Genomic DNA, 1,200 nt, shown 5'->3' with positions numbered 1-1,200 from the left:
CCGCGCGGGCCGCCGGGTCAGGCCTCGCGCGCCACCACGGCCGGGCGGCGGCTGGCGATGACCTTTTTCGCCAGCGCGCGCGGGCTGGTCAGGAAGCCCCAGCCCCACGACATGTGCATGGTCACCAGCGCGACCGGCACCCGCAGCCGCGCCGCGAGCGGCAGCCCGCGGCCCGCGGGCACCGACCCGGCGAGGATGCCCGCCAGGTACGCGCCGGGCACGGCGAACGCCCAGGGGGTGACGGCCGCGCCCGCGACGAGGCCCGCGGCGATGGCGGCCAGCGCGGTCGGCGGCGCGAGATAGCGCAGGTTGATCGAGCCGGAGTGGTAGCGGGCGACGACGTGCCGCCAGCGCCCGTAGTCCTTGTACTGCCTGGCCAGGGCCCGCACGGTCGGCCGGGGCCGGTAGGAGACGCGCAGTTCGGGTGAGAACCAGATCAGGCCGCCCGCCTCGCGGATGCGGAAGTTCAGCTCCCAGTCCTGCGCGCGGATGAACTCCTCGTTGTAGCCGCCCTGCCGCTCCAGCGCCTCCCGGCGGAAGACTCCCAGGTACACGGTCTCGGCCGGGCCCGCTTCGCCGCCGGTGTGGAAGGCGGCGTTGCCCACGCCGATCTTCGAGGTCATCGCGGCGGCGACGGCCCGCTCCCAGGCGTTCTCGCCCTCGGCGTGCATGAGGCCGCCGACGTTCTGCGCGCCGGTCTGAGCCAGCAGCCGGACGGCGGTGGCGATGTAGTCGGGCGACAGCATGCCGTGCCCGTCGACGCGCACCACGACCGGGTGCCGGGACGCCTTGATGGCCGCGTTCAGCGCGGCCGGGGTGCGGCCCGAGGGGTTCGGCACGGTGTGCACGCGCGGGTCCTCGGCCACGAGCTCGGCGGCGATCTCGTCCGTGCGGTCCGTGGACGGGCCCAGGGCGATCACCACCTCCATCTCACCGGCGTAGTCCTGCTGGAGGATGTGCCGGACGGCGTCGCGCAGGTGACGTTCCTCGTTGAGCACCGGCATGATCACGGAGACGGCGGGGAGAGGCTGGTCGGACATCGTTCCTCGGGGTACGGGCCCGTGGCGGCGGCCGCCGCGGCACGGCGGCGCCCCCTGGGAGGACGGCAGGGATCGCGGCTCACGTTACCGCTAACGGCGGGCGCCGTACGGCCCGCGCCCGGGCCGGGCCGGGGCGCGCGCTCCGCCGCCGGACGGCGCG

The 1,200-nt window shown here is 75.8% G+C and carries 1 protein-coding gene; it reads right to left on the bottom strand.

Annotated features, from left to right (window positions below; all coding sequences use genetic code 11):
- Window positions 1-17: 17 nt before the first annotated feature.
- Window positions 18-1,040 carry a glycosyltransferase family 2 protein gene (locus RKE29_RS29005; RefSeq protein ID WP_312008688.1) on the bottom strand — a complete coding sequence of 341 codons (1,023 nt, stop codon included), beginning with the start codon at window positions 1,038-1,040 and terminating at the stop codon, window positions 18-20.
- Between the last annotated feature and the right edge of the window lie 160 nt (window positions 1,041-1,200).

This window comes from Streptomyces sp. B1866, assembly GCF_031932565.1.
Classification (GTDB): domain Bacteria; phylum Actinomycetota; class Actinomycetes; order Streptomycetales; family Streptomycetaceae; genus Streptomyces.
The sequence above is the reverse complement of the archived record's forward strand: the minus strand, read 5'-3'. Positions and strand labels throughout refer to the sequence as shown.